Source organism: Micromonospora salmantinae (genome assembly GCF_022230905.1).
GTDB lineage: Bacteria > Actinomycetota > Actinomycetes > Mycobacteriales > Micromonosporaceae > Micromonospora > Micromonospora salmantinae.
On record NZ_JAKKFG010000008.1, the window covers coordinates 21422 to 32737 of the forward strand.

Below are 11316 nucleotides of genomic sequence, written 5' to 3' on the forward strand. Positions count from 1 at the left end.
CCGCCGCGCCGTCCGCCCGGCGGGTGAGCGGGCGGGTCCACCTCGCGGCGGACGCCGTCACCCGCCGGGGCGGACCACCCCGTTCTCGTACGCGAACACCACGGCCTGTACCCGGTCGCGCAGGCCGAGCTTGGCCAGTACCCGACTCACGTGCGTCTTCACCGTCGCCTCGCCCAGGTGGATGGCCGAGGCGATCTCCGCGTTGCTCGACCCGGCGGCGAGCAGCATCAGCACCTCCCGTTCGCGCGGGGTCAGCTCGGCCAGCGCGGCCTCGGCGTCCGGGCCCCGGTGGGCGGTGCCCGACGGGTCGCCGGGGCGGGCGAAGGAGGAGATCACTCGGCGGGTGATCTCCGGGGCAAGTAGACCGTCGCCCCTGGCCAGCACCCGGATCGCCTCGATCAGTTCCTCCGGCGTGCCGTTCTTGAGCAGGAAGCCGCTGGCCCCGGCCCGCAGTGCGGCGAACAGGTAGTCGTCGCGGTCGAAGGTGGTGAGGATCAGCACCGCGGGCGCCCCGGGGCCGTCGGCGACGATCTGCCGGGTGGCCTCCAGGCCGTCCATCCCGGGCATCTCCACATCCATGAGTACGACGTCGGGGCGGGTGGCCCGGGTCATGGTGACGGCCCGTTCGCCGTCGGCGGCCTCACCGACCACCTCGATGTCGTCCTCCACCTCCAGGATGACCCGGAAGCCGGTACGGACGAGGTGCTGGTCGTCGGCGAGCAGCACCCGCACCGTCGGCCCGGTGTCGGGTGCCTGCTGGGCTGCCGCGCTCATGCCGACGGCTCCGCGCCGGTCGCCGCCTGCTGCCTGCCGCTCGGCTTCCGCTGTGCGCCCACCGGTCGGTCCGCCGACGCCGCGAGGGGGAAGCGGACGCGCACCCGCCAGCCGCCGCCGGCCCGCGGCCCGGCCTCCAGGTCGCCGTCGTGGGCGGTGACCCGTTCGCGCATGCCGATCAGGCCCAACCCGACGGTGTCGGCCCGGCCGCCGCCGCGCCCGTCGTCGGTCACGTCGACCTCCACCTCCCGGGCCAGGTACCGGACCCGCACGTCCAGCAGGGCCGCCTCGGCGTGCTTGAGGGTGTTGGTCACCGCCTCCTGCGTCACCCGGTAGGCCGTCTGGGACACCGATTCGGGCAACGCGACCGGGTCGCCGTACACCCCGAGGGTGGCCGTCAGCCCGGCGGCCCGAGCCCGTTCGACCAGCTCGTCGATCCGTTCGACGCCGCCGGCCGTCGGCGGCGCGGCGTCGGTGCCGGCGGAGGTCCGCAGCACGCCGAGCATCCGACGCAGCTCGTCGACGGCGGTGCGGGCGCTCTGCTCGATGGCGGTCAGCGCCGTGCGGGCCTTGCCCGGGTCGCGGTCGAACACCCGGCGGCAGGCGGATGCCTGCACGCCCATCACCGACACGTGGTGGGCGACCACGTCGTGCAGCTCGCGGGCGATCCGGACCCGTTCGCCGAGCACCGCCCGTTCCCGGGCCTCGGCCTGCGACCGGCGCAGGTCCTCGGCCTGGGCGCGCAGCTCGTGCTCGCGGCGCGCGGCCACCCACGCGGTCTCGCCGAAGAAGTACGCGAAACCGAAGACCAGCACGTTGAGCAGCACACCGTTGACCATCGCGGCGAGCACCGGTGGCACCGGCCCGACCGCGTCGGCGAAGGTGTCCGCCGGAATGTGGTCGATCATCACCGCGTAGTAGAGCCCGAGCCAGGCGAACATCGTGGCGATCACGCCGATCCGCAGCCGGCGGGACAGCTGGCGGTCCTGCCCCCAGGCGCCGACGGTGTAGAGGGCGCAGAACAGGGCCCAGGAGGAGAACTGGCTCTCCGGGGCCGAGCGGGCCTGCGCGGCGATGAACGCCACCGCGACGACCAGCACTGTCGCGGTCGGCCGGCGTCGTCGCCAGATGAGCGGGAGGGTCACCGCGACGGTCCAGAACAGCTGCTCCGGCCCGGACGGCGGTGGGCCCAGCAGGAACGCGCCGGTGCTGCGGGCCAGGGTCAGACTGACCAACGCCAGCCCGGTCATCCCCAAGCCGATCCAGAGGTCGTTTCGGCGCTGCTCGGCCGTTGGACCCGGACGACGCCATTCCGGTCGCGGTGCCACTGTCATCCGGGAACGATGCCACGCCGCCCACCAGGCCCTCCAACCGGGCGGGCCGCCGCGGTCACCACGACGGGCGACGGCCCGGCGCGGGGTACGCGCCGGGCCGTCGGGTCGGGGATCACTCACGCGGTCTGCCGCCGGGTCTTCACTGCGGTGTCGACCAGGTCCCAGACCACGATCGCGGCGGCGCCCACCGCGATGGCCAGGCCGAGGGAGTCCCGGTTGTCCGCCTCCGCCAGCCAGCTGAACCGCTCGCCGAGGGCCGGGTTGAGCAGTCGGTCGGAGAGCGCCAACCACATCAGCGGCACCGCGAACGCCAGGCTGAGCACCGCCCTGATGCCGAAGATCGTCCAGGTCCAGTGCGCGATCCGATACTTGACGATCTCGACCACAGCGCTGGCGGCGAGGACCACGATCAACGCCGGCAGCCAGAACGACCAGAGCGCCGGGTCGAGGATCGGAATGTTCTCGCCGTCGGTGCCACGCACCCAGGAGTGGTAGTGCTGGAGCGGCAGGTACGCGATGGTCAGCACCAGCATGATCACCGATGCGATGGTGTCGGCGAGGGGGATGCCTCGTCGCACCGGTGCGTCGGGCAGCTGGTCCACCGTCCACTCCGGCACGTCCACGGCCGTCTGGGTGCGCTCGAGAATGGCGAACGTCAGGGTGAGCCAGAAGGCGATCTGCACGGCCACCTGCATGGCCGTGACGACGCCCGGCCCGATGGCCCCGAAACCCTTTCCTTCGGCCGCCTCGACCACGGTGACGACCGTGCCGACCAGCGCCGGGATGAAGCTGAGCAGCAGCTTCAGCAGTCGCAGCCAGAGCAGGTAGTAGGTCGGGCCGATGAGCTGCAGCCGGCGGTCGGCGTACCGGGCGGCCAGCACGTCCGGATTGCCCAGCTCGGTGAGCACCTCCCGCTCGGCCACTGCCGGGTCCGCGCCGCCGCCGGTGCGGTCGTCGATCATGTCTTCGATGGAGGCCCGCAGCTCGTTGGCGATCTCGTCTCGGCGCTGGGTGGGCACCGATCGCAGGGTGGCGGCGAGGTAGCGGTCGGTCAGGGTGTTCATCGGTCCACTCCTTGGATCAGCCCGGTGATGGAGGTCTGCACGGCGGCGAGGTCGTCGAGGAGCCGGTTCAGCATCGACTCGCCCTCGTCGCTGGTCCGGTAGAACTTGCGCGGTCGGCTCTCTTCGGTGTTCCACTCGCTGGTCAGCAGCCCCTGGTCCTCCAGGCGGCGCAGCAGCGGGTAGAGGGTGTTGGCGTCGACCGGGAAGCCGTGGTCGCTGAGCCGTTGCAGCAGTGCGTAGCCGTAGTCCGGTCGGCGTAGCGCGACCAGGCTGGCCACCACGACGGTGCCTCGACGCAACTCCTGCAGGTGCGTCCGTAGAACGTCCTCGCTAACCATGTGTCACACCATACTGTGTGGCACACAGTGTTGTCTACGCCGACATCATCGTGTCCGCCCAACCTCCGTTCGGGCCGACACGACGGACGGGGCGCCCGGCCGACACCGGACGCCCCGCACCTGGGAAAAGTCAGCAGGACACGCCCTGCCGGAAGTTCCGCTCGAGGAAGCTTGCCGGGCCGACCTGGAAGTAGCCGACCCCCGGCCGGATCGGGTGACCGGTGAACAGCTCCACCCGCGACCCCGCCCGGACCAGGTACGCCTCGGCGTCCCCCGCGTCGTTGCGGATCAGCGACCCCCGCCAGCCGTAGATCGCCTCCAGCTCGTCGAAGGACATGCCGACAGTGGCACCGGCGGGGGACCGTGGCGGCACCGTCGCCGTACCGACCTCCACCAGTCGCCCGTCGCGGAAGGCCAGCAGGATCACGCCCGCCCAGGATCCGGCCGCGCCGGCGTGCACCACCCCGCCGCAGGTCGGCACGGTCCAGTCGAGGTGCCCGTTCGTGGTGAGCGACGCCAGGCTGGCACCGATGCGGTACACGCCGACGCCACCGACGCTGAGCACCTGCGGGTGGGTGTGCCCGGCGGCGACGGCGAGCGGACCGCGGGCCGAGGCGGACGCGACGCCGCCGGCCACTGGCGCTGCCGCCGCCGGGCCGGCGACGGTCGCCGGTACGAGCGTGCCGAGCGCCAACGCGGCGGTGGTGAGGAGGATCGCGGGACGGTTCATGGTGGCTCCTTCGGTGATGGGTCTCCTGCCCTCTTAGTCACCGCGCCAGGGCCAACGGTTCGTCGGAATTCCGACCGGCCGGGTCTACTGTGCAGACGAACGCCGACCGACCGTGCTGGCCGGGGGTGACATGGTGACGGCTCCACTGCGGATCGGGCCCTACGCCGTCGAGCGACTGCTCGGCGTCGGTTCGTTCGCGACGGTCTGGCTGGGCTACGATCGGGCGCTCGACGCGCACGTGGCGATCAAGGTGCTGGCCGAGAACTGGAGCCACGACCTGCGGGTGCGGGAACGCTTCCTGGACGAGGCCCGGTTGCTGCGCCGGTTGGAGCACGAGCGGCTGATCCGGGTGCACGCCGTCGGTGAGCTGCCCGACGGCCGCCCGTACGCGGTCCTGGCCTGGGCGGACGGGGGCAGCCTGCGGGACCGGTTGGCTACTGGCGAGATCCCCGCGCCGACGGCGTTGCGGCTGCTCGGCGAGGTCTGCGCCGGGGTGGCCGTGCTGCACCGCCACGGCGTCGTGCACCGTGATCTCACCCCGGGCAACATCCTGTTCCGCTCCGCCGCCCCCGGCGGCGCGGAACAGGTGCTGATCGCCGACCTCGGCCTCGCCAAGGCGCTCGCCGCGGCCTCGGGGCTGACCGCTCGGGCCGGCACCCCGGGCTACATGGCCCCCGAGCAGGATGATCCGGGCGCGGTGGTCGACACCCGCGCCGACGTGTACGGGCTCGGCCGGCTCGGCATCCGACTGTTGGCCGCCGACCCGTCGGGCGCGAACCGGACCAGACCCGACCCGCCTCGGCATCCCCCGGAGATCCGACTTCGGGACGACGTGCCTGCGGCGGTCGCGGCGGTGCTCGTTCGGGCCACCGCCCACCGTCCGGCCGACCGCTACCCCGACGCCGCGACCCTGCACGCCGCCTTGAATCGCGCGAGTGGCCCGGCGGGTCGGCCGGTCGCGTCGACCGGCGGGAGTGGCCCGACGGGGCCGGCGACGGCCGCCGGTCCGGTGCGGCGCCAACCTCGGCCGGGCCGCCCGTACCGGTTGCGGCGCGTCGCGGCCGCTGTGGTGGCTGTCGCCGCGGTGGGTGTGGCGGGCGCCGAGCCGGATGGTGCCGGGTCGGCCCGGCCGGTCGGCGGCACGTACACGACCGGGCCGCTGACCGTGACGCTGCCGCCCGGCTGGTCCGCCACGGGTGCCACCTGGGCCGGTCAGTACGGTGCCGACGGCGAACCCGAACCGGCGCTGGTGATGTCGCCGCAACCCCGCCGCTGGGCGGCCGACCCTCGCCTGCCCGGGGCTTTCGTGGGTCTCTCCGCCAGCACGGCGGCCCGTGCCACGCCCGCCGGGTTCCTGGCCGAGCGCACGCACGGCGACTGCACGCCCGCGCCGGCCCGGGTCACCCGGCAGGCCGGCGTCGAGTGGACAGTGGTGGCGTACCGCTGCGAGCGGGGTCGGCCGCAGATCACCGAGTCGGCCGCTCTGCACCCCGGCCGGCCCGCCCTGGTGTACGCGCAGATCGTCCCGCCAGCGGACAGCGGGCCCGCCTTCGTGGACACCCTGCTCGCCGGGGTGCGCCTGCGCTAGGCGCGGCTAGCGGACCACAACGGTGATGGTGTGCTCCCGGCCGTCCTTGGGGATCGTCACGGCGACCGTGCCGGGCCGGACGAAGCGGATGTCCACCACGCCCGCCTCGTAGTGCTGCGACACCAGGTCGGGGCGGTCCACTGTGACGAGCCCCGGCCCGATGCCCTGGATGCGCAGCACCGCACCGGTGGCGAAGCAGAGCGATTTCAGCAGCTCCATCTCGGTCTCGGCGAGCGGCAGGTCGTAGCGCACCGCGCCCTGACAGGCCGGCGTGGCGTCGGTCGGCGGGGGAGTCGGTCGGGGCGTACCCCTTGTCCTGGTGGGTGCGGGCGGTGGCGCGGCCGGGCGCGCGCTGGTCGGTGGCGGTCGGGACGGCGACGCGGAGGGCGTGCCGGGCGCGGGGATCGTGGCGATCGTGGAGGTTGTCGGGGTCGAGAGGCTCGGGCCGGGCGGTTGGACGGGCAGGGGCGAGACGGCGTCGGCGCCGCAGGCGGCGACGCCCACGGTGGCCGCGAGGACGACGACGACCCGGCGGAACGACGGGCGGCTCATTCCGCCCCGAGCCGTTGCCGGACCTGCCGCCGGGCCAGGTGCAACCGGGACTTCACAGTGCCCAGCGGCACGTCGAGCAGGGCGGCGATCTCCGGGTAGCTCAGCCCCAGGACGTCGCGCAGGGCGACCACCTCGGCGAGGTCGGGGTGGACCGAGTCGAAGGCGTCGAGCAGGTCGAGGCGGGTGCCGGCGACCACGCTGGTCCGTCGGGGGTCGGCCTGGTCGGGCAGCGGTACGCCCTCGGCCTCCAGCCGGCAGCGGCGGCGCAGCGTGCGGTACGTGGAACGGGCCCGGTTGGCGGTCAGCCGGTGCAGCCAGGTGCGGAACGAGGAACGCCCCTCGAACCGGGTGATGCCGCCGGCCAGCGCCAGCAAGGTGTCCTGGCAGGCTTCTTCGGCGTCCTCCCGGCTAGGCAGGAATCGGGCGCACAGTCGCAGCACCTCCGGGCGCACCGCGACCAGCAGGGAGTTCAGCGCGGCCGGGTCGCCGTGCGCGGCGGACCGGGCCAGGGCGTCGATGTCGTCCGCGTCGGGCATGCCGGATGTCCAATGCTCGCCGGTGCCGATCCCTGAGCGTACGACCGGTGGGGCCCGCGTGCCCCCGTACGGTCCGGCACCCGACCCGCTAGTCGAAGCGGGACACGTCCCCGGCGCCCCGGCGCAGGATCTCCGGTTCGGGCCCGGACAGGTCGATCACGGTCGTCGGCTCCTTGCCGCAGTCGCCGGCGTCGAGCACCGCGTCGAGCTGGTGGTCGAGCCGTTCCTTGATCTCCCAGCCCTGGGTCATCGGCTCCTCGTCGCCGGGTAGGACCAGCGTGCTGGACACCAGCGGCTCGGCCAGCTCGGCCAGCAGCGCCTGGGTGACTGTGTGCCGGGGCACCCGCACGCCGACGGTCCGCTTCTTCGGGTGCAGCATCCGGCGGGGCACCTCCTTGGTGGCCGGCAGGATGAACGTGTAGCTGCCCGGAGTGGACGCCTTGACCAGGCGGAAGACGGAGTTGCTGATCTGCACGAACTGGCCGAGCTGGGCGAAGTCGTGGCAGACCAGCGTGAAGTGGTGCCGATCGTCGAGATGTCGGATCTGCCGGATCCGGTCCAGCCCGTCCTGGTTGCCCAGTTGGGTGCCGAGCGCATAGCAGGAGTCCGTCGGGTAGGCGACCAGCCCACCGCTGCGGATCAGGTCGGCGACCTGCCCGATGACCCGGGGCTGTGGGTTCTCCGGGTGTACGTCGTAGTACCTCGCCATCCTCCGAGACTAGGCGCACGCGGGGAGGATCAGGAGACGAGGGCCACCCTCGGCGCGGACGGTGGAGCGCCGGAGATCACCTCGGTAGGGTAGGTCCCGGTCGGCTCCGACCAACAAGATCCACACCGCCGGGGGGCGCCACGCATGGCTGATTCGTTCGCGCATCTGCACGTGCACACCGAGTACTCGATGCTCGACGGAGCGGCCCGACTGAAGGACCTGTTCGCCGAGGCCAAGCGGCTGGGCATGTCCGCTGTGGCGATCACCGACCACGGCAACATGCACGGCGCGAACGACTTCTACAACCAGGCGATGGCCGCCGGGATCACCCCGATCCTGGGCGTCGAGGCGTACGTGGCGCCGGAGTCGCGCTATCACAAGGCACGGGTCAAGTGGGGTCGCCCGGAGCAGAAGAGCGACGACATCTCCGGTAACGGTGCGATCACCCACAAGACCATGTGGGCGAAGAACGCGCAGGGCCTGAAGAACCTCTTCACCCTCAACTCGCGCGCCTCCATGGAGGGGCACTACGTCAAGTGGCCCCGGATGGACATGGAGCTGATCGCCGAGCACGCCGAGGGGATCATGGCCACCACCGGCTGCCCGTCCGGCGCGGTGCAGACCCGGCTACGGCTGGGCCAGTTCGACGAGGCCCTCAAGGTCGCCGCCAGCTACCAGGACATCTTCGGCAAGGACAACTACTTCCTGGAGATCATGGATCACGGCCTCTCCATCGAGAGCCGGGTCCGTGAGGGGCTCACCGAGATCGCCCGCAAGCTGGACATCCCGCCGGTGGTCACAAACGACTCCCACTACACCCACGAGGCGCAGGCCACCGCCCACGACGTGCTGCTCTGCGTGCAGACCGGCAGCAACATCGACGACCCCAACCGGTTCCGGTTCGAGGGCGGCGGCTACTTCATCAAGAGCGCCGACCAGATGCGCGCCGTGGACTCGTCCGAGCTGTGGCAGGAAGGCTGCCGCAACACCCTGCTGGTGGCCGAGAAGGTCGACCCGAAGGGCATGTTCGAGTTCCACAACCTGATGCCGCGCTTCCCGGTGCCCGAGGGGGAGACCGAGGAGTCCTGGTTCCGCAAGGAGACCTTCGCCGGCCTGGCCCGCCGCTATCCGAACGGCATCCCGGAGGGGCACGTCGTCCAGGCCGAGTACGAGCTGGGCGTCATCAACCAGATGGGCTTCCCGTCCTACTTCCTCGTGGTCGCCGACTTCATCCAGTGGGCGAAGAACCAGGGCATCGCCGTGGGTCCGGGCCGTGGTTCGGCCGCCGGGTCGCTCGTCGCGTACGCGCTGGGCATCACCGACCTGGACCCGATCCAGCACGGTCTGATCTTCGAGCGGTTCCTCAACCCCGAGCGGGTCTCGATGCCGGATGTCGACATCGACTTCGACGAGCGTCGGCGCGGCGAGGTGATCAAGTACGTCACCGACAAGTGGGGCGAGGACAAGGTCGCCCAGATCGCCACCTTCGGCACGATCAAGGCGAAGGCCGCGATCAAGGACTCGGCCCGGGTCCTCGGCTTCCCGTACGCGGTCGGCGACCGGATCACCAAGGCCATGCCGCCGGCGGTGATGGGCAAGGACATCCCGCTCACCGGCATCTTCGACAACAAGCACCCCCGCTACGCCGAGGCGGGCGAGATCCGCGGCCTGTACGACTCCGACCCGGACGTCCGCAAGGTGATCGACACGGCCAAGGGCATCGAGGGGCTGATCCGGCAGACCGGTGTGCACGCCGCCGGCGTCATCATGTCCGCCGAGCCGATCATCGAGCACATCCCGTTGACGCGCCGCGACGCCGACGGGGCGATCATCACACAGTTCGACTATCCGACCTGCGAGTCGCTCGGGCTGCTGAAGATGGACTTCCTCGGCCTGCGCAACCTGACGATCATCGACGACGCGGTCAAGAACATCGAGCTGAACCACGGCCGGAAGCTCGACCTGCTGGGCCTGCCGCTGAACGACAAGGCCGCGTACGAACTGCTGGCCCGCGGTGACACCCTGGGCGTGTTCCAGCTCGACGGTGGGCCGATGCGGTCCCTGCTGCGGTTGATGAAGCCGGACAACTTCGAGGACATCTCCGCCGTCCTGGCCCTGTACCGACCCGGCCCGATGGGCGTCGACTCGCACACCAACTACGCGCTGCGCAAGAACGGCCTCCAGGAGATCACGCCGATCCACCCGGAGCTGGAGGAGCCGCTGCGGGAGATCCTGGCGCCCACCCACGGCCTGATCGTCTACCAGGAGCAGGTGCAGCGGGCCGCGCAGATCCTCGCCGGCTACACCCTCGGTCAGGCGGACCTGCTGCGCCGGGCCATGGGTAAGAAGAAGAAGGAGATCCTCGACAAGGAGTTCATCCCGTTCCGGGACGGCTGCCGCGAGCGCGGCTACTCCGACGAGGCGATCCAGGCGGTGTGGGACGTCCTGGTGCCGTTCGCCGGGTACGCCTTCAACAAGGCGCACTCCGCCGCGTACGGCCTGGTCTCCTACTGGACGGCGTACCTGAAGGCGCACTACCCGGCCGAGTACATGGCCGGGTTGCTGACCAGCGTCGGCGACGACAAGGACAAGATGGCGCTCTACCTGGCCGAGTGTCGCCGGATGCGCATCCAGGTGCTGCCGCCGGACGTGAACACCTCGGCCGGGCCGTTCACCCCGGTCGGCAAGGACATCCGCTTCGGCCTCGCCGCCGTCCGCAACGTCGGGGCGAACGTGGTCGCCTCGATCATGCGCTGCCGGGAGGAGAAGGGCGAGTACGCCGACTTCTACGACTTCCTGTCCAAGGTGGACGCCGTGGTCTGCAACAAGAAGACCATCGAATCGCTGATCAAGGCGGGTGCGTTCGACTCCCTGGACCACCCCCGCAAGGGCCTGCTCGCGGTGCACGCCGACGCGATCGACGCGTACGCCGACGTCAAGCGCAAGGAGGCCGTCGGCCAGTACGACCTGTTCGGCGCCGGCTTCGGTGACGCCGACACCGGCAGCACCACTGTGATGCCGACCATCGGCGACAGCGAGTGGGACAAGCGCGACAAGCTGGCCTTCGAGCGGGAGATGCTCGGCCTGTACGTCTCCGACCACCCGCTCTTCGGCTTGGAGCACATCCTCAACGCGGCAGCCGACACCACCATCGCGTCCCTGGCCGAGGAGGGCGGGGTGCCCGACGGGGCGATCGTCACCCTCGCCGGCATCCTGTCCGGGGTGCAGCGCCGGGTCACCAAGCAGGGCCGGGCCTGGGCGTCGGCCACCCTGGAGGACCTGGCCGGTGGGGTGGAGACGCTGTTCTTCCCCAACACCTACGAGGTGATCGGGCAGTACATCGCCGAGGACGCCATCGTGGTGGTCAAGGGTCGCGTGGACCGCCGCGACGACACCCCGCGGATCATGGCGATGGACATGTCCATGCCGGACGTCAGCACCAGCGCCACCAACAAGCCGGTCACCCTGACCATCCCGGTGCACCGCTGCACACCACCGCTGGTGGAGAAACTCAAGGAAACCCTGGTGCTGCACCCCGGCGACACCGAGGTGCACGTCAAACTCCAGAACGGCGGGCGCACCACCACCCTGCGGCTGGGCCCGTTCCGGGTGGCGGCCACGACCGCGCTGATGGGTGACCTGAAGAGCGTCCTCGGCCCGGCCAACGTGAGCTGAGCCGGCATCGGTCCGG

At 71.4% G+C, this 11316-nt stretch carries 10 protein-coding genes; 2 read left to right on the forward strand and 8 right to left on the reverse strand.

Annotated features, from left to right (window positions below; genetic code table 11):
- Positions 1-57: 57 nt before the first annotated feature.
- The 5 genes from PSH03_RS07450 to PSH03_RS07470 all read right to left on the reverse strand — a co-directional run bounded on the left by PSH03_RS07450 (position 58) and on the right by PSH03_RS07470 (position 4240).
- Entirely contained in the window at positions 58-774 is a 717-nt protein-coding gene (locus tag PSH03_RS07450) for a response regulator (RefSeq protein WP_238688643.1), read from the reverse strand.
- A complete protein-coding gene (locus tag PSH03_RS07455; protein ID WP_238688644.1) occupies positions 771-2108 on the reverse strand; it encodes a sensor histidine kinase in 1338 nt (445 codons plus the stop codon). Before PSH03_RS07455 ends, PSH03_RS07450 begins: the two co-directional genes overlap by 4 nt.
- Positions 2109-2224: 116 nt before the next feature.
- Positions 2225-3172, reverse strand: a complete 948-nt coding sequence (locus PSH03_RS07460; RefSeq protein ID WP_238688645.1) for a permease prefix domain 1-containing protein — start codon at positions 3170-3172, stop codon at positions 2225-2227.
- Positions 3169-3510 carry a PadR family transcriptional regulator gene (locus tag PSH03_RS07465; protein WP_091401756.1) on the reverse strand — a complete coding sequence of 114 codons (342 nt, stop codon included), beginning with the start codon at positions 3508-3510 and terminating at the stop codon, positions 3169-3171. Before PSH03_RS07465 ends, PSH03_RS07460 begins: the two co-directional genes overlap by 4 nt.
- Before the next feature lie 130 nt (positions 3511-3640).
- The gene (locus tag PSH03_RS07470) at positions 3641-4240 is read right to left on the reverse strand and encodes a hypothetical protein (RefSeq protein ID WP_238688646.1); all 600 of its coding nucleotides are present in this window, start codon (positions 4238-4240) and stop codon (positions 3641-3643) included.
- Positions 4241-4370: 130 nt separating this feature from the next.
- Between PSH03_RS07470 and PSH03_RS07475 the strand changes: the two genes are divergently transcribed.
- Complete coding sequence (locus PSH03_RS07475) at positions 4371-5828, forward strand: serine/threonine-protein kinase (protein ID WP_238688647.1); 1458 nt, start codon at positions 4371-4373, stop codon at positions 5826-5828.
- Positions 5829-5834: 6 nt separating this feature from the next.
- Here the strand turns inward: PSH03_RS07475 and PSH03_RS07480 are convergent, their stop codons facing one another.
- The 3 genes from PSH03_RS07480 to PSH03_RS07490 all read right to left on the reverse strand — a co-directional run bounded on the left by PSH03_RS07480 (position 5835) and on the right by PSH03_RS07490 (position 7625).
- Positions 5835-6380, reverse strand: coding sequence for a hypothetical protein (locus PSH03_RS07480; protein WP_238688648.1), 546 nt, complete (start codon positions 6378-6380; stop codon positions 5835-5837).
- Complete coding sequence (locus PSH03_RS07485) at positions 6377-6916, reverse strand: RNA polymerase sigma factor (protein ID WP_210786443.1); 540 nt, start codon at positions 6914-6916, stop codon at positions 6377-6379. The genes PSH03_RS07480 and PSH03_RS07485 overlap by 4 nt, the downstream gene beginning before the upstream one ends.
- A gap of 88 nt (positions 6917-7004) precedes the next feature.
- Entirely contained in the window at positions 7005-7625 is a 621-nt protein-coding gene (locus PSH03_RS07490) for an L-threonylcarbamoyladenylate synthase (protein ID WP_210786442.1), read from the reverse strand.
- Positions 7626-7769: 144 nt separating this feature from the next.
- Between PSH03_RS07490 and dnaE the strand changes: the two genes are divergently transcribed.
- A complete protein-coding gene (dnaE, locus tag PSH03_RS07495) occupies positions 7770-11300 on the forward strand; it encodes a DNA polymerase III subunit alpha (RefSeq protein WP_238688649.1) in 3531 nt (1176 codons plus the stop codon).
- Positions 11301-11316 lie beyond the last annotated feature (16 nt).

Bases quoted from the DNA above. Each gene is read 5' to 3' on its own strand.
- PSH03_RS07450 (WP_238688643.1), bottom strand. From the start codon at position 774: ATGAGCGCGGCAGCCCAGCAGGCACCCGACACCGGGCCGACGGTGCGG.
- PSH03_RS07455 (WP_238688644.1), bottom strand. From the start codon at position 2,108: ATGACAGTGGCACCGCGACCGGAATGGCGTCGTCCGGGTCCAACGGCC.
- PSH03_RS07460 (WP_238688645.1), bottom strand. From the start codon at position 3,172: ATGAACACCCTGACCGACCGCTACCTCGCCGCCACCCTGCGATCGGTG.
- PSH03_RS07465 (WP_091401756.1), bottom strand. From the start codon at position 3,510: ATGGTTAGCGAGGACGTTCTACGGACGCACCTGCAGGAGTTGCGTCGA.
- PSH03_RS07470 (WP_238688646.1), bottom strand. From the start codon at position 4,240: ATGAACCGTCCCGCGATCCTCCTCACCACCGCCGCGTTGGCGCTCGGC.
- PSH03_RS07475 (WP_238688647.1), top strand. From the start codon at position 4,371: ATGGTGACGGCTCCACTGCGGATCGGGCCCTACGCCGTCGAGCGACTG.
- PSH03_RS07480 (WP_238688648.1), bottom strand. From the start codon at position 6,380: ATGAGCCGCCCGTCGTTCCGCCGGGTCGTCGTCGTCCTCGCGGCCACC.
- PSH03_RS07485 (WP_210786443.1), bottom strand. From the start codon at position 6,916: ATGCCCGACGCGGACGACATCGACGCCCTGGCCCGGTCCGCCGCGCAC.
- PSH03_RS07490 (WP_210786442.1), bottom strand. From the start codon at position 7,625: ATGGCGAGGTACTACGACGTACACCCGGAGAACCCACAGCCCCGGGTC.
- dnaE (WP_238688649.1), top strand. From the start codon at position 7,770: ATGGCTGATTCGTTCGCGCATCTGCACGTGCACACCGAGTACTCGATG.